General features: G+C 68.2%; 22 protein-coding genes. 6 read left to right on the top strand and 16 right to left on the bottom strand.

Annotated features, from left to right (window positions below):
• Nucleotides 1–104 precede the first annotated feature (104 nt).
• On the bottom strand, nucleotides 105–1334 hold the full coding sequence (locus tag ACM6LU_RS35000) for a DUF1700 domain-containing protein (RefSeq protein WP_414942135.1): 1230 nt from the start codon (nucleotides 1332–1334) through the stop codon (nucleotides 105–107).
• Nucleotides 1331–1654, bottom strand: a complete 324-nt coding sequence (locus ACM6LU_RS34995; RefSeq protein WP_414942134.1) for a PadR family transcriptional regulator — start codon at nucleotides 1652–1654, stop codon at nucleotides 1331–1333. The genes ACM6LU_RS35000 and ACM6LU_RS34995 overlap by 4 nt, the downstream gene beginning before the upstream one ends.
• A 163-nt stretch (nucleotides 1655–1817) precedes the next feature.
• Here ACM6LU_RS34995 and ACM6LU_RS34990 point away from each other — a divergent pair, with 163 nt between their 5' ends.
• Genes ACM6LU_RS34990 through ACM6LU_RS34975 form a run of 4 tightly spaced genes read left to right on the top strand, consistent with a single transcriptional unit; the run spans nucleotide 1818 to nucleotide 4137 of the window.
• Nucleotides 1818–2195 (top strand): GntR family transcriptional regulator, encoded by a 378-nt coding sequence (locus ACM6LU_RS34990; RefSeq protein ID WP_414942133.1) that lies wholly within the window; start codon nucleotides 1818–1820, stop codon nucleotides 2193–2195.
• Nucleotides 2192–3079, top strand: a complete 888-nt coding sequence (locus tag ACM6LU_RS34985; RefSeq protein ID WP_414942132.1) for an ABC transporter ATP-binding protein — start codon at nucleotides 2192–2194, stop codon at nucleotides 3077–3079. The genes ACM6LU_RS34990 and ACM6LU_RS34985 overlap by 4 nt, the downstream gene beginning before the upstream one ends.
• On the top strand, nucleotides 3076–3762 hold the full coding sequence (locus ACM6LU_RS34980; protein ID WP_414942131.1) for an ABC transporter permease: 687 nt from the start codon (nucleotides 3076–3078) through the stop codon (nucleotides 3760–3762). Before ACM6LU_RS34985 ends, ACM6LU_RS34980 begins: the two co-directional genes overlap by 4 nt.
• Before the next feature lie 27 nt (nucleotides 3763–3789).
• Nucleotides 3790–4137, top strand: coding sequence for a DoxX family protein (locus tag ACM6LU_RS34975; RefSeq protein ID WP_414942130.1), 348 nt, complete (start codon nucleotides 3790–3792; stop codon nucleotides 4135–4137).
• Nucleotides 4138–4253: 116 nt separating this feature from the next.
• On the opposite strand, the gene ACM6LU_RS34970 is transcribed toward ACM6LU_RS34975, so the two are convergent.
• The 13 genes from ACM6LU_RS34970 to rsmD all read right to left on the bottom strand — a co-directional run bounded on the left by ACM6LU_RS34970 (nucleotide 4254) and on the right by rsmD (nucleotide 13784).
• Nucleotides 4254–5438 (bottom strand): MAB_1171c family putative transporter, encoded by a 1185-nt coding sequence (locus ACM6LU_RS34970; protein WP_414942129.1) that lies wholly within the window; start codon nucleotides 5436–5438, stop codon nucleotides 4254–4256.
• Nucleotides 5435–5998: a hypothetical protein gene (locus ACM6LU_RS34965; protein WP_414942128.1), complete on the bottom strand. Its 564-nt coding sequence runs from the start codon at nucleotides 5996–5998 to the stop codon at nucleotides 5435–5437. Before ACM6LU_RS34965 ends, ACM6LU_RS34970 begins: the two co-directional genes overlap by 4 nt.
• Before the next feature lies 1 nt (nucleotide 5999).
• Nucleotides 6000–6440, bottom strand: a complete 441-nt coding sequence (locus ACM6LU_RS34960; RefSeq protein WP_414942127.1) for an XRE family transcriptional regulator — start codon at nucleotides 6438–6440, stop codon at nucleotides 6000–6002.
• A gap of 68 nt (nucleotides 6441–6508) precedes the next feature.
• Nucleotides 6509–7369 (bottom strand): bifunctional DNA-formamidopyrimidine glycosylase/DNA-(apurinic or apyrimidinic site) lyase, encoded by an 861-nt coding sequence (gene mutM, locus ACM6LU_RS34955; RefSeq protein WP_414942126.1) that lies wholly within the window; start codon nucleotides 7367–7369, stop codon nucleotides 6509–6511.
• A gap of 225 nt (nucleotides 7370–7594) precedes the next feature.
• On the bottom strand, nucleotides 7595–8341 hold the full coding sequence (gene rnc / locus ACM6LU_RS34950; RefSeq protein WP_409490137.1) for a ribonuclease III: 747 nt from the start codon (nucleotides 8339–8341) through the stop codon (nucleotides 7595–7597).
• A gap of 15 nt (nucleotides 8342–8356) precedes the next feature.
• Entirely contained in the window at nucleotides 8357–8539 is a 183-nt protein-coding gene (gene rpmF / locus ACM6LU_RS34945; protein WP_005160412.1) for a 50S ribosomal protein L32, read from the bottom strand.
• A gap of 72 nt (nucleotides 8540–8611) precedes the next feature.
• Complete coding sequence (locus tag ACM6LU_RS34940; protein WP_414942125.1) at nucleotides 8612–9229, bottom strand: YceD family protein; 618 nt, start codon at nucleotides 9227–9229, stop codon at nucleotides 8612–8614.
• 466 nt (nucleotides 9230–9695) lie between these two features.
• On the bottom strand, nucleotides 9696–10421 hold the full coding sequence (locus ACM6LU_RS34935) for a DivIVA domain-containing protein (protein ID WP_414942124.1): 726 nt from the start codon (nucleotides 10419–10421) through the stop codon (nucleotides 9696–9698).
• Between the two features lie 120 nt (nucleotides 10422–10541).
• Entirely contained in the window at nucleotides 10542–11309 is a 768-nt protein-coding gene (locus ACM6LU_RS34930; protein ID WP_414942123.1) for a hypothetical protein, read from the bottom strand.
• Nucleotides 11309–11824, bottom strand: coding sequence for an RNA polymerase sigma factor (locus tag ACM6LU_RS34925; RefSeq protein WP_414942122.1), 516 nt, complete (start codon nucleotides 11822–11824; stop codon nucleotides 11309–11311). Before ACM6LU_RS34925 ends, ACM6LU_RS34930 begins: the two co-directional genes overlap by 1 nt.
• A 67-nt stretch (nucleotides 11825–11891) precedes the next feature.
• Entirely contained in the window at nucleotides 11892–12578 is a 687-nt protein-coding gene (locus ACM6LU_RS34920) for a ribonuclease domain-containing protein (protein WP_414942121.1), read from the bottom strand.
• Nucleotides 12579–12677: 99 nt separating this feature from the next.
• Nucleotides 12678–13160 carry a pantetheine-phosphate adenylyltransferase gene (gene coaD, locus ACM6LU_RS34915; RefSeq protein WP_414942120.1) on the bottom strand — a complete coding sequence of 161 codons (483 nt, stop codon included), beginning with the start codon at nucleotides 13158–13160 and terminating at the stop codon, nucleotides 12678–12680.
• A 54-nt stretch (nucleotides 13161–13214) separates the two neighbouring features.
• Nucleotides 13215–13784 (bottom strand): 16S rRNA (guanine(966)-N(2))-methyltransferase RsmD, encoded by a 570-nt coding sequence (gene rsmD, locus ACM6LU_RS34910; protein WP_414942119.1) that lies wholly within the window; start codon nucleotides 13782–13784, stop codon nucleotides 13215–13217.
• A gap of 104 nt (nucleotides 13785–13888) precedes the next feature.
• Here rsmD and ACM6LU_RS34905 point away from each other — a divergent pair, with 104 nt between their 5' ends.
• A complete protein-coding gene (locus tag ACM6LU_RS34905; RefSeq protein WP_414942118.1) occupies nucleotides 13889–16003 on the top strand; it encodes a HelD family protein in 2115 nt (704 codons plus the stop codon).
• A gap of 259 nt (nucleotides 16004–16262) precedes the next feature.
• Here the strand turns inward: ACM6LU_RS34905 and ACM6LU_RS34900 are convergent, their stop codons facing one another.
• Nucleotides 16263–20057, bottom strand: coding sequence for a helix-turn-helix domain-containing protein (locus ACM6LU_RS34900; protein ID WP_414942151.1), 3795 nt, complete (start codon nucleotides 20055–20057; stop codon nucleotides 16263–16265).
• A 194-nt stretch (nucleotides 20058–20251) separates the two neighbouring features.
• Between ACM6LU_RS34900 and ACM6LU_RS34895 the strand changes: the two genes are divergently transcribed.
• A complete protein-coding gene (locus ACM6LU_RS34895) occupies nucleotides 20252–21247 on the top strand; it encodes an LLM class flavin-dependent oxidoreductase (RefSeq protein ID WP_414942117.1) in 996 nt (331 codons plus the stop codon).
• Nucleotides 21248–21911 lie beyond the last annotated feature (664 nt).

The raw sequence follows: 21911 nt of genomic DNA, 5'->3' as shown, positions 1-21911 counted from the left end.
CGTGACTCGCTCGGTCCCGGTGAGGAATGCACGCAGTACGGTGTTACGCGGCAGGATGAAAAGGGGTGGAGGCTGCCCCCGACGACCGCCTCCACCCCGGCCACCTAGCGCGTCGGCTGGGTGGAGCTTGACGGCGGCGGGACGGACGAAGAAGGCGGTATCGGCGCGCCCTTCGGGATCGCCGCGCTGAACGGGACTTCGGTCCGCTCTTGGCAATAGGAGCGGTTTCCGTTGTAGCCGTTGAGGTTTCCGTCGTAGTCCTGGACGCCCCGATCGAGCCGCGGACGCGGGTAGCGGTTGTCGTCGCCGATCTTCCGCTTCTCGCCCGTGCTCTTCTCACAGGCGTAGCGGGTCGTGCTGAGCGGACGGCCGTCCTCGTCGTAGAGGTAGATCTCGGTCAGCGGCTTGCCCTCGCCGTCGAACGCGTAGATGTTCTCCACGTCCTGGCTGCCGTACATCAAGAGCGGATTGCCGTAGCTGTAGTTGCCGTTGTAGGTCGGCGTGTTGCCGTCGTTGTACGAATCGCCTCCGTAGGACCGCTTTGCGATCAAATCGACCGCCGCGCCCGCCCCACCGAGCATGCTGCCGATGACGAACGCCGAGATCGGCACCGCCAGCCACAGCAGCCGCCGGTCGCCCTTCAGCTTCTGGCCAGCCCAGACCACCGCGGCGGCCGCCAGCAGCAAAAACGGCAGCAGCAGCACGGCCTCGGTGTCACGGAGCACGAGCAGCAGGCCGAACACGACCAGCACCGCCGCGCACAGGACCCACCACGCCGGCTTGAGCGAGCGGAAGTAGTTCAGTCCCTTGCTGTTCCGGTTGGCCTGGAACGACGTCGCGATCTCGCGGAGTTTGACCACCTCGGGCAGTTCCGCGATCGGGGCGACGCCGCGCCGGACCACGTAGACGACGCTGATCGCGAATACGGGCGCGACGAAAAGCAGGCTCAGCAACGGTTCCACCCGGATCAACACCGCGGCCGCGAAGCCGAACAACGCGAAACCACCGACCGAGAACACCAGGCCCCAGAACGCGAACCGCGCTCCGCCGATCCCGGTTTTCCCCTTCAGCACGGCGGTCTTGTCTCCCGCGTCGGCCGGACGCGGCGGATAGCCGCCGGACGCCCGCAGTTCGGCGGCATAGCTCTCGGGGCTGCCCAAACGCTCGATCAAGGCGTCGACCTTGGGGTTCTCCCCCAGTTCCGCCTCCATTTCGGCGAGATGGGGCCGGACGTCTTCGAGGATCTCCTCGACTTCGCTCTCGGGAAGGTCGGCGAGCGCGCTCCTGACCCTCGCCAGATACACCCGCACGGCGGTCGGATTCTGCGTGCTCATGCTGCCTCTCCCAACAGGCTGTTCATTGTCGTGGCGAAAGTCCGCCAGGTCTGCCCCGACTCTTCGAGACGCTGGCGGCCCAGATCGTTGAGGCTGTAGTACTTCCGGTGCGGGCCTTCTTCGCTCGGCACCACGTACGACGTCAGCAGGCCTGCTTTGTACAGCCGCCGAAGCGTCCCGTACACCGAGGCGTCGCCCACTTCCTGCAACCCCGCGACCCGGAGTCTTCGAAGCACGTCGTAGCCGTAGCCGTCTTCTCCTCGAAGCACCGCGAGAACGGCGAGGTCGAGCACGCCTTTGAGTAGCTGACTGATCTCCACAGTCGCGTCCTTCCCAGTCTTACGCGACAGAAGGTACCACGCATTGCACAGTAGTGCGCACGGCGGAGGCGACTTGCGCCCGAGGGGAGGTTCATGGGTTACTTAGTCAAGTAATGAACCACCGCACCTGGCACAGGTGCACGAAGACTGGGACGGAGGTGTCGTGCTCGACGAAGGAACACCCCTGTTCGTGCAGATCGCCGAACAGATCGCCGACGACATCGCCGAGGGAAGCCTGGCCGAGGGGGAACGCGTGCCGTCAACCAACGAACTCGCCGCCTTCTACCGGATCAATCCGGCGACGGCGGCCAAGGGCATCAACGTGCTCGCCGACGACGGCCTGCTCGAGAAACGGCGCGGCATCGGCATGTTCGTCGCCGATGGAGCGCGGGAGAAGCTGCTCACCGACCGGCGGAAACGGTTCGCCGAGCAGTACCTCGAGCCGATGCTGGTCGAAGCCAGGCGCCTCGGCATCAACGACGAAACCCTGATCTCGCTCATCCGCGGGAACGGACACCGGAACGGAGGACCCGCCGCATGACGCCGACCATTTCGACCACCGGCCTGACCCGGCGCTACGGCGACCACCTCGCACTCGGCGATGTCTCGGTCGACATCGAAGAAGGCAAGATCACCGGCCTGCTCGGCCGCAACGGCGCGGGCAAGAGCACCTTCCTGCGCATCGTCACGGCGCAGGAGTTCGCCACCGCGGGCACGGTCCGCGTCTTCGGGGAGAGCCCGATGGAGAACGAGCGGGTGCTCCGGCGCATGGTGCTCGTCCGCGAAGACCAGCAGTTCCCGGATTTCAAGGTGCGGCACGCCCTCGCGGCGGCGTCCTGGTTCTACCCGAACTGGGACGCAGAACTGGCCGACACCCTGCTCCGCGACTTCGACCTGCCGCTCAAGCGGCCGATCAAGAAGCTCTCGCGCGGGATGCGCTCGGCGTTGTCGATCACGCTCGGGCTGGCGGCGCGAGCGGAACTCACGCTGCTCGACGAGCCGTACGCGGGCCTCGACGCCGTCGCCCGGCAACTGTTCTACGACCGGTTGCTCGACGACTATTCCAGTCATCCGCGCACGGTGCTGCTCTCCACGCACCTGATCGACGAAGTGGCCGATCTGCTGGAGCACGTCGTGATGATCGACAAGGGCCGCGTCGTCCTCGACGCACCCGCCGACGAACTGCGCGGCTCGGCCGCGACGGTCAGCGGGCCGGCCACGGCGGTGGAGGCCTTCGTCGCCGGCCGCCGGGTGCTGCACCGCCGCAAGATCGGTTCGCGGGCTTCGGTCACCGTCGCCGACGCACTCGACGTCGCCGCGAAGGCACGGGCACAAGCCCTGCACCTGAAGCTGGAACCGTTGTCCCTGCAGCAATTGATGGTGCACACCTCCAACGGACAGATCGCAGAGGAGGCGTCCGCATGAACACCCTGATCACTGTCGCGCGTTATCACCTGGTGGACCGGCTCCAATACCTCGTCCTCCCGGTCGGCGTCACACTCTTCGCGTTCTTGGTGAACCTCACCATCTTCGCGACCTTGCAAGAAGAAAAAGAGAACTACTCCGGCGGCCTGTTCACGCTCTTCGTGTTCATGTTCGTCTGCGGCGCCTTGAGCATGACGAAGTCACTGCCGTTCGGGCTCGCGCTCGGCGTGTCGAGGCGGTCGTATTACCTGGGCACCGTCCTGCTGATCGCCGGATTGTCCGCGCTGTATTCGGTCGGGATCGTCGTGTTCCAGGCGATCGAGGAAGCCACCGGCGGCTGGGGGCTCGAACTCAACTACTTCCGGGTGCCTTGGCTGCTCGACGGCCCCTGGTATCTGACGCTGCTCACTTCGTTCGTGTTGCTGACGCTGATGTTCGTCTACGGCATGTGGTACGGCCTGATCTACCGGCGCGCCGCGGTGCCGGGTGTCGTCGTGTTCGGCGCGGCGCAGGTCCTGGTGCTGCTGGGCATCGTGATGGTGCTCACCTGGACCGACTCCTGGTCGAAGATCGGCACCTTCTTCAGCACGCTGACCGTGGGTGGGGTGACCGGGGTGCTCGCGGTGCTGGTGGCCATCGCCGCCGGCGGCGGGTTCGCCACGATGCGCCGCGTCACGGTCTGAAAGTCCTTCCACACCAAGGAGTTCGTCATGGCCGTGGCTTATGTGGTGCTGGCGTCGATGCTGGCCGCAATCTTCGCCCCGCTGGGGGTGGCGAAGATTCTGCGTCAGTCGTCGGTGATCGCCCGGACCGAGAGGCTCGGCTTCTCCGTCCGGGCGATCCAGGGGATCGGCGCCCTCGAGGTCGCCGGTGCGGTGGGACTGGTGGCCGGGATGTTCTGGGCACCCATCGGCGTCGCCGCGGCGATCGGCCTGGTGGCGTTGCTGATCGGCGCGGCGATCTCGCACCTGCGGGCGGGCGACGGGGCCAAGGAGGTCGTCCCGTCGATCTGGCTCGGCCTGGTCTCGGCGGCCGCCGCCGTCCTCGCGGTCGTGTGATCAGACGGGTAACACACGTGATCAGACGGCGAACTCGCGTGATTAGACGGCGAACTCCTGTGTTACCCGTCTAATCACGTGTGTTATCCATTCAATCACGTGTGTTACCCGTTCAATCACGCGAAATCGGCCTCGCGGGCACGGTCCCGGATCCGTCCGACCACAGTGGACCGTCGCCAAGCGTGCGTGACCTCCACCAGCCACGCCGCTTCGGTGGCGATGTCGGGCTCTTCGAGGTAGGTCGCCGGAACGTCGTCGGGGGCGTACCGGCGGCCCGCCTCGGAGGCGACGAGCGCGGCGGCCAAGGCCGCGGCCTCGATCGTCGCGGGAACACGGGCTGCGGGGATCTTCGCCTTGCGTGCCTCGGCTTCCGCGACCGGCGGGATGTCCGGATCGAAGTACGGGCGCAGCGCGAGATGGCCGTCCCGGATCTCGATGACCCGGCGGTACAAGGCGAATTCGACGCCACCCGGCATACCGGGGCCCGGGTCCAGCGCGATTCCCGGGACGGCCTCGCGCATCGCGGTCCACAACGGTTCGATCCGGCGGTAGGTCCGGTACGTGCCGAGCAGGCGGAACGGGGTCGCCAGCGCCGGACCCCACACGCTGAGCGTCGCGCCCGCCCCGGCGAGGCCGACGCTCAACGCCGCCAGGATCGACGAGAGCGTGTCCTCGCCGGCGTCGACCTCACCGGTGGTGGCGAGGATGTAGATGTCGTCGACGTCCCAGAAGGTCCAGCCCAGCGCGGCGACCCCACCACCGACGAGCAGCCACAGCCCGGTGCGAAGCGGGCCGGGATCGGCATGGCGCGCGAAACGGGCGAAGACGATCGAGAAGGTCAGCAAGCTGATCAGGCCGTACGCGAGGAAAGCGACGTTGTACGCGACGAACCAGCCGAGCCTGCCAGGACCGGCGGCGGTGTGTTCACCGACGCGATAACTGTCGGAGAGCAGGAAGAGCGCGATCTCGGCGGCCACCACGGTCCAGGAAAGCACCACGTGCCAGCCGATCCGCTTGCCCTCCCCCAGTTTCAGCGAATGCGCGAACGCGACCGCGAAGGCCATCGCGCCGATCTTGAGCAAGTCGGCCGCGAGATTGCGAAGACTGCCGATGGGCTCTTCGATGCCGACGGCGTTCTCCATGGCCGGGGTGAGCAGCATGATGCCGCCCGCGATGCACATCCCGAAGGCGCTCAGGAACCACATCCGCCGCAACGGCTGGGTGTGGCGAGCCTGGATCAGTTTGTAACCGAAGCCCGCGAAGGCCACCACGCAGCAGAAGTACGCGATGGTCTCGGTCATGGCAGGCGCCGCTTCCGGCTGCCGAAGAGGTTGTCGACCCTGGCCATCCCACCGGCGAGGTCGCTCCCGCTCTCATCGGTGTGCGCCACTCCGCGCACCGCCGTCCTGGCGACGCGCTGCGCGAGGAGGCTGGCGAGCAGTTCGGCCTCCCGTTCCTCGACGGCGCTGTAGCTCGTGCGGCCGAGAACACGGCGGACGAGTTCGGGCGACAGGTTCGGCATGAGGGTCTTGCTGGCGGCGGCGTCGAGCGCGATGCCGTCGGCGCCCGCGTCCGAACCGACGTGACCGCACAGCAGGTGGCCGACCTCGTGCAGGAGGATATGCCGCCGGTGCAGGGCGGTCGTGTTGGTCGGGTAGAGGATGTAGTCCGCGCGTTCGGTGCTCATCAAGAGCCCGCACGGGCCACTGGAGGGGACGTCGACCTGCATCAACTCGATCGGGCGGCCGCGTTCAGCCGCCAGTTCGGCGGTGAAGGCCTCGGCGTTGAAAGGCTCGGGGAGGCTCACACCGTCGGCGAGGTTCCGGCAGCGTCGCCACAACTCCTTACGGCCGCGGTCCACCTCACACCTCCCTCTTCGGGCCGCCCCGTCCGGATTCTCTGCGGGCGATCGCGTCGATCATGTCGCTGATGGTGTCGAGCCCGTCGGGCGAAAGCGTTACAGCGCGCAGTGCCACGTCGCGGACGCCGGCGTCGCGGAGTGCGCCGAGGAGCGCGAGTTCTTCGCCGATCTTGGCGCTCTGCTCGTCGTCGAAGAAGTACGCCGGCGAGACGCCGAAGAACTGGGCGAGCGCCTCGAGATGGCGTTTCGTCGGGTTGTCGCGGCGCCCCGTGCGCAACTGCCAGAGGTAGGTCGTCGAGAAACTCTCGCCGGTGGCCTCACGGCAGGCCTTGGCGACCTCCTCATGGCTGTACGGCTCACGATCGGGTCTCAGCACGATCTGGAACAGCTTGTCGATCTTTTCGGCGAGCGTCGTCTTGCCGGGCTCGGTCGCGGCCACCATCCCACTCCCTACATGTCGTGCCCGTTCATGCTAGTTGACGCGGTGCCCGCATTCATACACGACAGTTTTCACCTCACGCGCGGGCGTGGCTGACATCGCGGACAGGAGAACGACGAGCGGTTCATGAAGGGATCACGACGGATGGCCGTCCCGCATCGGCCACAGGGCAGGCCTTCCTGGCCGTAGGCGTCGAGCGACCGGTCGAAGTACCCGGACTGGCCGTTGATGTTGACGTAGAGCGCGTCGAACGACGTCCCACCCGCGACGAGCGCGGCGGCCATCACCTCACTGGCGGCGGTGAGCACGGTCCGGCCGTGGGCCGCGGTGAGTTTGTCGGTCGGACGGGCCCAGTGGAGCTTGGACCGCCAGAGGGCTTCGTCGGCGTAGATGTTGCCGATGCCGGAGACAAGGGTCTGGTCGAGCAGAGCGCGTTTGATCTCGGTCCGCCTCGACCGCAGCGCGCGAACGGCCTGATCGAGGTCGAAGCGCGGGTCCATCGGGTCGCGGGCGATATGCGCGATGGTGCTCGGCAGCGCCGTCCCGTCGACCTCGGTGAGTTCCGCGAGCGCGAGACCTCCGAAGGTCCGCTGGTCCACGAAGCGCAACTCCGGCCCGTTGTCGGCGAAGCGGAATCGCACGCGAAGATGCTTCTCGTCAGGTGCCTCTTCGGGCTGGACGAGCATCTGGCCGCTCATGCCGAGGTGGGCGAGCATGGCCTGACCGTCCGACAGATCCAGCCACAGATACTTGCCACGACGGCGCGCGGCGGTGATCTTGATGCCGGAGAGCCGTCCGCTGAAGTCCTCCGCGCCGAGTTCGTGGCGGCGGATCGCGCGGGCATGGAGAACTTCGACCTCGGTGATCGTCCGGCCGGAGACGTGTGCCTCCAGCCCGGCACGGACCACCTCGACCTCGGGGAGTTCGGGCATGCGTCCGATTCTCCCACCGGCCAACGGAAGGTCACGCCCGGCTGTGGGCTTTCGTCGACGGACAGAGGCCGGAGCCGCGAACAGGCCTTCGGTCTCGACCAGCCCGCGGGCTCCGAGCCGCCGGTCGCCGGGATAGCCAGCGAAAACGCCTCCGCCGCCCTCTCACAGGTGACCTGAACGGTCGTGCGAGTGGCGGCGGAGTGCGAGAAACGCTCTTGAGGCGACTCAGGTTGTTTTCGGCGGCTGTTCGATGTCGAGTTCGGCCGAAAGCTGTCGCCAGGCCGTCTCGGCGGCCTTCTGCTCGGCTTCCTTCTTGGTCGTCCCCGAGCCGTAGCCGAGTTCACGCCCGCCGACGAGCACGGTGGCACTGAACTCCTTGCGGTGATCAGGACCGGTGTCCTCGACCTTGTACTCGGGCACGCCAAGCCCTGCCGACGCGGTCAACTCCTGGAGACTGGTCTTCCAGTCCAGGCCGGCACCGCGCAACGGCGCTTCGGCGAGCAGACCGTCGAACAGGTGGTGCACGAGTTTGCGTGCGAGGTCGATGCCGTGCTGCTGGTACGCGGCGCCGATGACGGCTTCGAGCCCGTCGGCGAGGATGCTCGCCTTGTCCCGGCCGCCGGTGAGCTCTTCGCCCTTGCCCAGCAACAGATGCGTACCCAGTCCGCCTTCGCCGAGGCCGCGCGCGACCCTGGCCAGCGCGTGCATGTTGACCACGCTGGCACGGAGCTTCGCGAGCTGACCTTCGGCCAGGTCGGGATGCGTGTTGTAGAGGTGGTCGGTGACGACCAGACCCAGCACCGCGTCCCCGAGAAACTCCAAGCGCTCGTTCGGCGGCAACCCACCGTTCTCATAGGCATAAGAACGGTGGGTCAGCGACAGCGTCAGCAGCTCGGGTTCGATGGTGATCCCGAGCGCCTCGAGCAGTGGTGCGGGGTCAGCGGGTGGTCCACCGGCCGACTTACCCCCCATGTCGTCAGCTGCCGATCAGGCGGGCTCGACGACCTGGCGACCGTTGTGCTGGCCGCAGGCCGGGCACGCGATGTGCTGGAGCTTCGGCTGCTTGCAGGCGCGGTTGGAGCAGGGCACCAGCTGAACCGGAGCCGCCTTCCACTGGCTGCGGCGCGCGCGGGTGTTGGATCGCGACATCTTCCGCTTCGGGACGGCCACGAGTAGATCTCCTTCAGACGGTCTGCCCGCGGTCGCGAGCGAACTTGCTTCTCCGGAACGAGCTGGTGCTCGTCAGGCTTGCTTTCCGGGGCCATCGGCCTGGTCATCGCCCGTTTCGTCACCGAAACGGCTCACCAGTGTGGCCCACCGAGGATCTATCTTCTCATGCCCGTGCCCGGGCTCGAGATCGGCCCACTTGACGCCGCATTCGATGCACAGACCCTGGCAATCCTCGGTGCACAACGGGGCAAGCGGCAGCGCGAGCACCACCGCGTCACGGACCGTCGGCTCGAGATCGATCCGGTCGTCCACCAGACGGGGGATCTCGTCCTCGTCGGTGGTCTCCTCGGTCGCGGAGCCGGGATAGGCGAAGAGTTCGGTCAGGTCGACCTCGACGTCCTCGGTGACCGGGTCGAGGCACCGCGAACAGTGCCCCGTCGCGACGGCGGAAGCCGTGCCGCTGACGAGGACGCCCTCGACGACCGACTCGAGGATCAGGTCGAGTTCCAGGCTGGAGCCGGCGTCGATGGTGATGACGTCGGGCACACCGAGCGCGGACTCGACGGGGATGGCGCGTTGGACGGCCTTGCTCAGGCCGGCGTGGCGGCCGAGCTCGCGGGTGTTGAGCACCCAGGGGCTTCGGTCGTCCAGTTGCGCAGGCCTGGCCTGCGGCGACTTGTTCTCAGACATCGATCACCAGGGTACGCAGGTACCGCCAGCGGTTTACGGTCAGGCTTGGTAGCAGGCCGCGGTGGCGGGCCATGGGGGCAGCGACCCTCTGACACGCCACCTTTGCCCTACCCCTCAAGAGAGGTACCTCCGGTGGATGAGTCGGGATCGCAGTCCTTGAAGGACTCGGAACACTTGGCCGGTCGCCCCAGTAGCCCTGTCAGTCACAACCACGGCGCGTGAAGGTCCCCTCCCCTCGGCTCAGCCGAGGAAACTCGATTCCCACGTACCTGAAGGCCCCTTCCTTGCGCTAGGTACCAGGGTCCCGGCAAAGTCGCGGGGCTGCTGGTCAGCGCTGCTGGCGGCAGTCCAGGCTTGACATTTCTGGTGCCTGCCCAGGGCCGAGTGGGGAGGATTTGGGACGGTGAACGTCCGCAATCTTCCCCACTCGGGCGTGTACCGGAGGGGGCACTTCCCTGAACCTCTGTCAGGCCTGGTAGTCGTAGAGCGACGTACGGCTGTTGCCCGGCAGGTTGACCGGGGACCGCAGGTGGTTGCGCCCGGAGTCGACCGTCCGCAGCGTGGTCGCCAGCAGTTCGGAGAACTCGGCCAGCTTGCCGTCGACGTAGGCGTCGCAGTCGGTTCGCTGCTTGTCGGCCTCGACGTGTGCCTCGTCGACGATGCGGGCCGCCTCGCCGTGGGCGGCCTGGACGACCTCGGTCTGCGAGACGAGCCGGGCCTGTTCGACGCGGCCGTCCTCGATGGCGCGTTCGTAGGCGTCGCGGCCCGCCTGGATCATCCGCTCCGACTCGGCCCGCGAGCGGTCGGTGAGGTTCTGGAACTCGGCCTGGCCGGCGGCGACCATCCGCTCGGCCTCGCCGTGCGCGTCGCTCATCATCTGCTCGGCGCGGGCGCGGGCGTCGGCGAGGATGCGCTCGGCCTCGGCCTGCGCGTCGGCGACCGCGCGGTCCGCCTCGGCGTTGGCCGTCGAGACGGTCTCCGCCGCCTCGGTGCGCGCGGTCTGGATCAGCTGATCACGCTTGTCGAGGACGTCCTGCGCGTCGTCCACCTCGCCCGGCAGGGCGTCGCGGATGTCGTCGAGCAGCTCGAGGGTGTCCCCGCGCGGTACGACGCAACTGGAGGTCATCGGCACGCCGCGGGCTTCCTCCACGATGGTGACGAGCTCGTCGAGCGCCTCGAAAACCCGGTACACGGCACACTCCCTACCTACAGCGATCCCCACATTCCCTGAGCTCAGTTTGCCCTCATCACCGTCGGAAGGGGTGAAAGCGCGCGGTACCGGGCGTGTCCCGCCCGGTACCGCGCGCCATGATCACTTCGGGACGAACGCCGGATCCAGGATCAGCGCCAGCAGCTGCTGGTCGGTCAGGGACGGGCGAACGCGGGCGGCGTCGTCCAGCGTGCCGAGGTCGAAGATGTTGACCGAGCCGCCACCGGGCCGGAAGGCGATCGCGTTGCGGGTGACGGGATTTCTGACCGAGAAGCCTTGGCCGACGATGATGTCGCCTTCCGTCCCGTCCGCCGACTTCGGCGCGGTTTCGGCGATCACGACGAAGTTTCCGTCCGGCTGGGGAAGTTCCACGCACCGCGTCGGCTTACGGTCCGACCCGATACCGTCGGGCCTCTTCCCCAGGTCGCACCGGTCTTCGCGCGGATATCCGTCCTTGGTGCTCGCCGGACCGCTGATCGTGAGGTTGACGCCTCGCGGCCTCCCTTCCTCGTCGGTGTACCTGATTTCCGAGGTCTTCAGGTCCCCGTACCCCACGAAGTTCCTCACTTCGATGTCTTTCGCGCCGACGATCACCTTCGGCACCACGTCCTTCAGGTGCTGGAGATCGTCCTTCGGCACGGGCGGGGCCTGCTGCGACGACGCGGCGGGCGCGAGCCGCTCAGGGCCGCCTCCCGGCGCCACGATGACCACTGCCGCCGCGATCACCGCCAGTGTCGCGGCCCCCGTCGCGACGATCCCTCGCCGGTTCCGGGCCTTCTTCGCCGCCGTCCCGGCGACCTCGTCCGGGTCGAAGCCGAGCGGCGGCTCGGCCAGTTCGATCCCGCGCAGCCTGTTTTCGAGTTCGTCCATCACGCGCTCCTCCCGAAGACAGCCTCGTCGTGCTGTCTCTGCATGGCCGCGCGGAGGGCGTCGAGCCCTCGCGCGGCCTGGCTCCTGACCGTCCCTTCCGAACAGCGCAGCGCGACGGCGACCTCCGCGACCGGGAGATCGGCGCAGTAGCGCAGCACGACGGCGGCGCGCTGTTTCGGTGGAACCTCGGCGAGGGCGCGAAGCAGCGAATCCGAGATCCCGGCGTCAGCCGGGGCTGTGGGCTCTTCGGGGACGACGCCGTCGCGGTTCTCTCTGCTCCGCCACGGTCGCCGCCGCTCATCGAGCCAGCAGCGCATCAGGATCTGCCTCGTGTAGTTGTCGACGGGCCCTTTCCGGCGGACCTTCGGCCAGACCCGGTAGAGCTTCATGAGCGCGGTTTGGACAAGATCCTCCGCGAGATGCCAGTCGCCGCAGAGCAGGTACGCCGTCCGCCTGAGCGGTAGCGCCTTGTCCCTGGCGAACTCCCTGAAGCTCGCATCGTCCCCAGCCCGCATCGTGCCTCCTCATCCGTGTTCCGGTGTAACTCACGGACGGGGAGGCACGGAACGTTGCACGGACGGCTCAGCCGTTGAGATTCACCAGCTTGAAGGTCGCGAAGCGGTCCGGGGTGTAGACGATCTCGCCGCCCTTTCCGGAGATCACGCGGTCGCTCGTGCCGACGGGGAACAGCTGGTAGTAGCCGGCGGCGCACGACGGCAGCACGCCTTCGCGGTTCTCGTAGACCGTGCCGGTCGCGCCGCCGCGGGCCTTGTCCACCACGGACTTCGCGGCGGAGGACAGCGTCGAGTAGCCGACCTTCGTCAGCTTCGAGGTGTCACCGCAGGACGGTGACGGCGCGCCGTTGACGTCGATCACGGAGAAGGACCTGTAATGGTCCCCGGTATAGAAGTACTCCCCGCCGGTCCCGGTCACGATGCGGCGCGTGCCGCGGTTCGAGGAGCCCGGGGTCGGGACGGTGTACTCGTGGTAGTAGCCCGAAGCACACTTAGGGAGAATGTTCTCCCGGTTCGAGAAGACCGTCCCGTCCTTGTCCGGATACGGGTACGGCCCACCTTTCTGGATGAGGTTGTACGTCGTCGTCGCCTCGGCGGGCAGCGAAGACAGCGACGAGTGTTTGAAGCCGGTGAGATCCCCACAGGGGTTTTGCTGGATCGAGACGGAGGCGGCCTGCGCGGCACTGATCCCCCCGAAAAAGGTGACTACCAGAACGAGCAGCGCGGCGGCGATCCGCGATCGTTTGTGGGTCATTTTCGGACCGTAACCCGATCGTGTATTCACCAGGAGGCGTCGAGATGAACTCTTCATCGCCGCTCACCACTGACCGACCAACGGCTTCGGCCGTTCGGGTCAACCTCGTTCGGAGTACTTCTCCCCGAGGCGTTTGAACACCACCGGCGGCACCAGGTGCTCGATGTCGCCACCGAGCGCGGTCACCTCTTTGACCAGCGAGCTCGACACGAACCCGTACTCCGGGTTGTTCGCCATCAACAGCGTTTCGAGCCCGGTCAGCTCGCGGTTCATCTGCGCCATCTGGAGTTCGTAGTCGAAATCGCTGACCGAGCGCAGCCCCTTCGCGACCGCGACGATGTCGTTCTCACGGCAGTAGTCGACCAGAAGTCCCTGCCACGAGTCGACGCGCACGTTCGGCAGCTTCGCGGTGATCTCGCGCAGCATGTCGATCCGCTCCTCGGTGGTGAACAGGCCCTTCTTGCTCTTGTTCACCCCCACCGCGACGACGACCTCGTCGAACAGCTTCGCCGCCCGCTCGATGATGTCGAGATGTCCATTGGTGGCCGGATCGTAGGACCCGGGACAGACCGCACGCCGCATGGCGCGGACGCTACCAAGGAGAAGGCACCCCTGCGCGTTCATCCGTGCGCCGTCTCACACCTGATATTCCGCCCAGTAGAGCGCGGTGTCGCCGTAGCGCTTCGTCCGCATCGGCTCGAAGCCCGGCGGCCAGTCCGGCTCGCCGTCCCGCGCGGCCCGCTCGATCACCACCAGCGCCCCGTCCGCGACCCACTGGCCCGCCAGCGCGGCCATGACCTCTCCCAGGCGGGTGGAATCCACAGCGTACGGAGGATCCGCGAGGACGATGTCGAACATTCCCGGCGCCGGAGCGGCGACGACGGACTCGACGGTCCCGGCACGGACCGTGCCGCCGAGTCCCAGCGCGGCGACGTTCCCCTTGAGCACTTCGACCGCGCGCCGGTCGTGTTCGACGAACAGCGCGCCCGCCGCGCCCCGCGACAGCGCCTCCAGCCCGAGCGCGCCCGAACCGGCGTAGAGGTCGAGGACCTGGGCCCCCCGCAGTTCGCCGGCGACCTCCAACGCGTTGAACAGCGCTTCACGCACGCGTTCCGACGTCGGCCTCGTGCCCTTCGGCGGGACCTTCAGCCGCCTGCCGCCCGCGGTCCCCGCCACGATCCTGGTCATTGGGGCATCGTGCCTCAACGGCTTCCGCCGTGACGTTGGACGGGACTTGGTGAAGCCGCCGCCCAGCTCGCGTAGAGTCGTCCTTCGCCCTCGGAGGCGATAGAAGCGTTTAGGAGCGTTGCGTGTCCGAACCTCGGGTCAGACGGGCCGAGATCGCCATCGAGCAAGCCCATGTGGACACGGTCTACACCAGGCTGGCCGAACTGCGAGCCCAGGCTGAGGCCATGCGTGCCAAGGGCTATGAGATCGGCCATGGCGCCGGGCGTGAAGCGATCTTCGAACAGGCGTCGATGCTGTTCGAGCGCGACATGATGGTTTTCCACGCCAACCAGACCCTCCAGACCCTCGACGCGGAGTACGAGGGCCTGGTGTTCGGCAGGCTCGACCACCTCGACGACGACCACATCTACGTCGGTCGTCTCGGCATCCGCGACGCCGAGTTCGACAACCTCGTCACCGACTGGCGCGCGCCCGCGGCGGCGGCGTTCTACCAGGCGACCGCCGAGGAGCCGATGGACGTCGTCCGGCGCCGGGTGATCCGGTGCTCCGGCCAGAACGTGCTCGACGTCGACGACGACGTCCTGATCGCCGGCGCGGTCCCCGAGAACATGCGGATCGTCGGCGAAGGCGCGCTGATGGCCGCGCTCGGGCGGTCGCGTGGCGAGAAGATGCGGGACATCGTCGCGACCATCCAGAAGGAGCAGGACGAGGTCATCCGGGCACCGTGGCGCGGTGTCACCGAGATCACCGGCGGCCCCGGTACCGGCAAGACCGCGGTCGCGCTGCACCGCGCGGCGTACCTGCTCTACCGCCACCGCCGCCAGCTCGGCGGCGCGGGTGTGCTGGTGATCGGCCCGTCCGGGGTGTTCACCAGCTACATCTCGCGGGTGCTGCCGTCGATGGGTGAGACGAACGTCGAACTGCGCGCGCTCGGCGAGGTCCTCGACGGCCTCGAAGCGACCCGTCAGGACCCGGCCCCGCTGGCGGCGATCAAGGGGTCGCTGCGGATGCGCAAAATCCTGCTGCGCGCGCTGCGGGACGCGCCGGAAGACGCGCCCGAGGACATGAAGATCGTCTACCGCGGCGAGGTGCTGCGGCTGAACGCGCGTGAGCTCGACAAGGTGCGCCGCAAGGTGCACACCGCGGGCGGGCCACCGAACCGGTCGCGGATCCGCGCCGCCGAGCTGCTGCTCGACGCGCTCGCCTCGAAGGCCGAGCAGCACGCGAAGGACGACGGCCGTCAGATCGACAAGGCCGAACTGGTCGCCGAACTCGGCGAGCGCATCGAGTTCCACCGGTTCCTGGTGGTCTGGTGGCCGATCCTGTACCCGGCGCAGATCCTGCGCTGGCTCGGCGCCGAGAAGCGGCTCGCCGTCGCGGCGAAGGGCCTGCTCAACCGCGGTGAGATCAGCATGCTCGCCGCCGACTTCGCCGATCGTTCGCGTGGCTGGACGATCGCGGACATCGCGCTGCTCGACGAGCTGCGCGTCCTGATCGGCCCCCCGCCGAAGCGGCGCAAGGGCAGGCAGAGCATCGAGGTCAACCCGGAGCGCGGTGGTGCCCCGGCCAGGCCCGAGCACTACGACGAGTACTCGCACGTCGTCATCGACGAATCGCAGGACCTCTCGCCGATGCAGTGGCGGATGGTCGGACGGCGCGGCAAGTACGCGAGCTGGACCGTGGTCGGCGACCCGGTGCAGAGCTCGTGGCCGGATCCGGCCGAGGCCGCGATGGCGCGGGACCAGGCCTTCGGGGTCAAGACGACGCGGCGCCGGTTCACCCTGCGCACCAACTACCGGAACTCGGCGGAGATCTTCGATCTGGCCGCGAAGGTCGTCGCCGGGCACGCCGAAGCCGACGAGCTCCCGCGCGCGGTGCGGCAGACCGGCATCACGCCGGAAGTCCGTCCGGTCGAGGCCTCCGGACTGGAGGCGGCGACGCAGGCCGCGGTGAAAGAGCTGATGGGGGCCGTCGAAGGCACCGTCGGCGTGATCACCGCGATGGACCGGGTGCCCGAGGTCGAGGGCTGGCTGGGCGAGCTTTCGGACGAGCGGCTCAAGGTCGTCGGCAGCCTCGACTCCAAGGGCCTCGAGTACGACGCCGTCGTACTGGTGGAACCGAACGACCTCATCACGGAGTCGACCACCGGACGCCGGGTGCTGTACGTCGCTCTCACGCGAGCGACCCAGCAGCTGACCGTGCTGGCTTCGAACCCGGACTGGATCCCCGCCGCCTGACCCCTCGCCGCCGCGTTTCGTCCTCTAGTTGCGGTAGTTGCGATCGCGTACTACCGCAACTAGAGGACTACTTGCGGTAGATAAGCTGAAGGGCTCCTTCAGGGCACTGGTGTATGTCCTGAAGGAGCCCTTCAGACCCCCGGTGAGTGAACGACATCGGGACGCATCGCACGTCCAGGGGTATTTCTAGCGTCTAATCGTTGTTCGGTGTCACGGCGCTTCCACCGAACAACAACGCCGAACAACGAATTGGCGGTGGTCAAGGGCACGGAGGCCGGTACTCGAGCCCAGCCAGGTGTTGCTCCCACTCTGCCGCCGTGATCCGCGGGTAGACGGTCGCGCAGATGCGTTCGGCCGCCCGCTCCGGGCTGGCTTCCCACAACCGCACGCTGCCGTCCGCGACGGAGCCCGCGAGGGTGTGCCCGTCGGGAGCGAACGCCACCGCGTTGACCCGGTCGACATCGTCGGTCAGGGTCGCCGTTTCGCGGACCGCGCCCGGATCGGAGACATCCCATAGTCGCACGGACCGGTCGTAGCTGCCGGTCGCGAAGGTCTTCCCGTCCCCGCTGAACGCCACCGAGATGACGTTGTCGGTGTGCCCGGTGAGCAGTGCGGCCTCGCGAGGCGCCGCCGGGTTCGTCACGTCCCAGAGCCGCGCGGTGCGGTCGGCGCCGCCGGTGGCGGCGAATTCGCCGTCCGGGCTGTAGGCCACCGAGAACACCGTGTCGGTGTGTCCCTTCAGCACCGAAAGCTGCTTCGGCGCCTTCGCCAGGGAGATGTCCCATAACCGCGCGGTGTGGTCCCAGCCACCGGTCAGCAGGGTGCGGCCGTCCGGGCCGAACGCGATCGAATGGACGTCGTCGTCGTGCCCGGTGAGGGTCGCGAGTTCGACGGGTCTCCGGATGTCGGCCACGTCCCACAGCTTCACCGTGTGCCCGCTGCCCGCGGTCGCGAGCGTCCGCCCGTCCGGGCTGAACGCGACCGGGTCGACCTCCTCCTCTGGCCTGGTGAAGACGCCGGCGTCGACCGGTTCACGCGGATCGCTGACGTCGATCAGCCGCATCGTGTGATCCCAGGAGCCCGCCGCGAGTGCCCGGCCGTCCGGGCTGAACGCGAGACCGCAGACACCCTCGCTGAAGCCGGTGACCTTGCTCAGCTCACGCGGGTTGCGGGTGTCGGTGACGTCGACCAGGCGCACCGCGCCGTCCTGACTGCCGGTGGCCAGCAGTTTTCCGTCGGAGCTGAACACCGCCCGGCACGCCGACCTCGCCGGACCGCTGATCGCGGGCCCCGGCAGATCCCACAGCCGCACCGTCTGGTCGTCGCTCGCGGTGACCAGTGTGCGGCCGTCGCGGGAGAACACCGCCCAGACCACCGCCGCGGTGTGCCCGGTGAGCAGGGGTTTCTCGCGTGGCACCTTCGGATCGGTGACGTCCCACAGCCGCGCGTTGCGGTCGAAACCGGTCGTGGCCAGCGTCGTCCCGTCGGGGCTGAACGCCACCGACCGCACGATGGTCCGGTGCGCGGCCATCGTTCCCAGCGGCGACGGCGCCAGCGGGTCGGCGATGGTCCACAGGCGCGCGGTCTGGTCCGCGCTCGCGGTGGCCAGCGTGCGACCGTCCGGGCTGAACGCCGCGGCGTGGACGAGGCCGGTGTGCCCGGTCACCACGCCGAGCGGCTTGGCCGTGCGCGGGTCGGCGACGTCCCACAGCCGCGCGGTCTTGTCGGCGCCGGTCGAAACGAGTGTCCGCCCGTCGGGGGCGTAGGCCAGCCCGTTGATGTTGCCGGTGTGCCCGGTGAGGGTGGCCATGAGCATCGGCCTCGCGAGATCGCGGACGTCGAACAGCCGCACCGCGCCCTCGCCGTCCGCGGTGGCGAGCACCGCCGCCTTCGGGCTGAACGCCACCGCGTTGACCCGGCTCGGATGCGCCCCGACCACCACGCCCGACCCGGGTTTCGCCGGATCGGCGACGTTCCACAGGCGCGCGGTGTCATCCCAGCCCGCCGTCGCGACCGCACCGCCGTCGGCGCTGAACGCCACCGAGTTGACGTTGGCGGTGTGCCCGGACAGCGTGGCCAGTTCGATCGGCCGATGGGGGTCCTTGACATCCCACAACTTGGCCGTCTGGTCCCAGCTCCCGGTCACCAGCACCTGGCCGTCGCCGCGCAGGGCGGTCGAGTTGACGCGGTTCGCGTGCCCGTCGAGGCGGGTCGAATACGGCGACTCGAACATCCCGAGCACACTGCTGCGGGTCTCCGCCCCCGGATCGATGCGGTACGCCGCCAGCGCGAGCTGCGCGGCCAGCGCCGGGTTCGTCTCCCGCATCCCGCCTGCCTGCCCGGCGACCTTCTGCGCGAGCGCGCTGTTGCGCTGGCTGGTCGCGGTCTGTTCGGCCCGGACGGCGTACACCATCGCGGCCGTCGCCAGCACCAGCAGCACGGCCAGCAGCGCGACCAGCTGGCGCAGCCGCCGCGTCCGGCGCCGCGCGACGGCCTGCTCGTGGTTCTCGATGGCCACGCTCGCGTCGAGGAACCGGCGTTCGCGCTGGGAGAGCGCGCTGTCGTGCGCGCTGGCCCATTCCACGGCGATGGCCAGTCGTGCGCCACGGTGGAGCCAGCCGTCGTCGCGGCCGACCGATTCCCACGCGTCGGTCGCCTCGGTGAGCTGGCGGTGCACGCGCAGGCCCTCACGGTCCTCGGCGAGCCACTCGCGCAGGCGCGGCCAGCCGCGGATCAGCGCCTCGTGCGCGATCTCGATGCCGTTGTCGTCGAGGGTGACCAGCCGTGACGACGCCAGCCTGTCCAGCACGACGGCGACGTCCGGGTCGTCGGCGTCCACCTCGTCGCGGGTGATGCGGCGTTTGGTGTCCTCGGTGCCTTCGCCGAGCGCCGTCATCCGCAGGAAGATCTGGTTCGCCAGCCGCTGCTGACGTTCGCTCAGCGCGGTGAAGGTGTGCTCGGAGGTCTGTGCGACCGACCGTTCGATCCCGCCGGTGGACTCGTAGCCGGTGAGGGTGAGGGTGTTGCCGTGGCGGCGGCGCCAGGTCTCCAGCAGTGCGTGCGAGAGCAGCGGCAGCACGCCGGGCTGCCCGGTCGCGTCGGCGACGAGTCGTGAGACCAGCGCGTTCTCGACGCGGTACCCGGCGTCGATCGCCGGTCGCGAGATGGCTTGCCGCAGTTCCTCGGTGCTCATCGGGCCGACGAGGATCTGCGCGTCCTGCATGGCCTCGACCAGTTCGGGATGCCGCGCGCAGTGCGTGTAGAAGTCGGTGCGGATGCCGAGGACTACCCGGGTCCGGCTTTCCGGCTCGGTCGTCGCGGTGATCAGCGCGGACAGGAAGGCCGCCCGCTCGTCGGCGTCCTGGCAGAGTGTGAAGACCTCTTCGAACTGGTCGACGACCAGCACGACGTCGCCCTCGCGGTCGGCGACCAGCTGACGGGCGGCGAGGCCGAGGTTGCGTGGGTGTCCGGTGAACTCGGCGAGCAGCCCGCCGGGCGCGAGCCCGAGCGCGGCGCCGAACTGGACGGCGCACTCCTGCAGCGGCCGGGAACCGGGGGACATCAGCAAGGTGACGGACTTTTCGCCGACGGCGGGCACCAGGCCCGCCCGGAGCAACGACGACTTACCGGAACCGGAGGCGCCCAGAACGGCGAGAAATCGCTGCCCCGAAAGCCTGGTGACGAGTTTCTCGACAAGTCGTTCGCGACCGAAGAATCGGCTCGCGTCATCCGGCCCGAATGCGGTCAACCCGATATAAGGGGCCGATTCCCCATTCGACGGGACAACCGGTGAATCGCTGACTCCAGCGCGCGTCCGCTCGGTCACGTCGTGCCATCGGGCCGCCCACTCCGCCTCGGGCCCGTCACACGCCCGGACGTAGGCCAAGGCCACCGCCAAGCTGGGCATCTTCTTCCCGCCGGCGGCCTCGGACAGGGTGCCCGCGGAATAGTGGGCACGCCTGCCCAGCTCGCGGTACGTCGGGTTTCCGGCTTTCTCCCGCAATCGCCGGAGATCGGCGGCGAACTCCAGCAACGGATCGTCCCCGGGGTCCAAAGGTCGCTCCGGACGCGGCACCCCTTAATCCTTTCTTTGCAGTGGTTTTCCCACGCTCGCATTCGGTGGCAACCGTACCGTGGAAACGGGCAAAGTCAGTCGAGTACGGGCCTTATCACGTCGGTTAATTTCGATCGCCCGACAGGTGTCCTGAGTCACGGGAAGGGATCAGGTGCCCGCCGCGTTGTACGGGCGTGACCTCTTTGCCTGACATCCCGCTGTCCGTGCTCGACCTCTCGCCCGTCGTGGCCGGGGGCGGTGTGGGCGATTCGCTGCGCAACACCCTCGACCTGGCCCGCCGGACCGAGGAACTCGGCTATCACCGGTACTGGCTCGCCGAGCACCACAACATGCCCGGTATCGCGAGCTCCGCGACCGCCGTGATGATCGGCCAGGTCGCGGCGGCCACCGAACGCATCCGGGTCGGCTCCGGCGGGGTCATGCTGCCGAACCACGCGCCGCTGGTGGTGGCCGAACAGTTCGGCACCCTGGAGGCGTTCCACCCCGGCCGGATCGATCTCGGCATCGGCCGCGCCCCCGGCACCGACCAGCGGACGGCGCTGGCGCTGCGCGGCCCCGGCGGGCTCACCGCCGAGAACTTCCCGCAGCAGTTCGCGGAACTGCTGGCCTACTTCGAGCACTCCGACCAGCGCGCGGTCAACGCCGTGACCGCCGAGGGCAACAAGCCGCCGGTGTGGCTGCTCGGGTCGAGCGGCTTCAGCGCTCGGATGGCGGGCGAACTGGGCCTGCCGTTCTCGTTCGCGCACCACTTCAGCGCCGAGAACACACTTCCCGCCGTGGCCATCTACCGCGACGCGTTCAAACCGTCGGACGTCCTGGACGAGCCGTACGTGATGCTCGGCGTGTCCGTGGTGGCCGCCGACACCGACGAGCGGGCCCAGTACCTGGCCGCCCCGAGCGGCCTGACCTTCCTCAGCCTGCGCAAGGGCCGCCCGATCCCGCTGCCGACGCCGGAAGACGCGGCGGCCTACCCGTACACCGACATCGAGCGCGTGTTCATCGAGGACCGGGCTTCGAGCAGCATCATCGGCTCGCCAGAAACGGTCCACAAGGGACTCGAGACGCTGCTGACCGACACGGCCGCGAACGAGCTGATGATCACGACCATGGTGCACGACCAGGCGGACCGGGTGCGGTCGTACGAACTGGTGTCCGACCTGGCGCGCTGAAGCCCTGGCGCTGGCCCAACTGCCCGACACGCTGGTCCGTGAAGGGCTCCTTGAGGGACTCAGGGTCCCTCAAGGAGCCCTTCACGGACCAGTTCAGCCGAGGAATCTCGACCTTCGCGCCACGGCGCCGGTACCGAGTGGGCCGGGTGGTCGTGAGTGGCGATTCGGGGTTAGGGCCAAGAGTGTCTTGGGCATCTACTGCCGGCTGGCCGTGTCGCGAAAGCCACTTTCGGGACATCTGATGTCGCGAAAGTGGCTTTCGCGACACCCGGGTGGGTCGTAGCACGCCCAAGGCATCCCTATCTACTGCGCAAGGCAAGGGGCAGGACCTCTTGGCCGAAGGGCCGATCGAGGACCGCTCGAGAGTCTTGGACCCCCATGAGGGTGTGGCACCCACCGAACACTCGCCCTCAACCAACCCGGCCCCGCCGTCACATCCCCGAACACGAAAGAACCGACAAGACCCACACCCGCCTTTGTCACAAAGGGACAAGAATTCACCGGTTATCAGGACGTGACGTCTTGATCGCACCGAAGTTCTTGTCACCAAGCAGGCACGTGATTAGCGTACCGACCAGTAGCAAACCGCACGGTAACACCCTGTTGCCCCAATTCAACTATTCCGTTCCGCCATTCGGAGCAGAGGAATTGCGCAACCTGGGGT

Origin of the sequence: Amycolatopsis sp. cmx-11-51 (assembly GCF_047608665.1) — a bacterium.
Taxonomy (GTDB): domain Bacteria; phylum Actinomycetota; class Actinomycetes; order Mycobacteriales; family Pseudonocardiaceae; genus Amycolatopsis.
This window is presented reverse-complemented; position numbering and strand designations above follow the sequence as displayed.